This window comes from Promicromonospora kroppenstedtii DSM 19349 (assembly GCF_000515355.1).
GTDB classification, from domain to species: Bacteria; Actinomycetota; Actinomycetes; order Actinomycetales; family Cellulomonadaceae; genus Promicromonospora; species Promicromonospora kroppenstedtii.
Window position 1 is genome coordinate 13,619 of record NZ_KI911634.1, and the last position, 226, is coordinate 13,844.

Annotated in this window: 1 protein-coding gene; it reads left to right on the plus strand. The window is 75.7% G+C overall.

Annotated features, from left to right (window positions below; translation table 11 throughout):
• The coding region (locus PROKR_RS34090) for a beta-xylosidase family glycoside hydrolase (RefSeq protein WP_036960896.1) at positions 1–226 on the plus strand (226 nt) is incomplete at both ends.

Below are 226 nucleotides of genomic sequence, written 5' to 3' on the forward strand. Positions count from 1 at the left end.
CTGCGCGTGCGTCCCGAGAACCTCACGGACCCGGCCACGCCCGCGTTCCTCGGTGTACGCCAGCAGCACCAGGACGTCACGGTGCGGGCCGTGCTGCGGTTCGACCCGGCGGGGCCCGGCGAGCAGGCCGGGCTCGCGGTGCGGCAGTCCGAGAAGGACCACGTGCTGCTGGTGGTTGCGGGTGGGGCTGACGCCACCGGCCGCCGCGTGCTCGCGGTGCACCGCA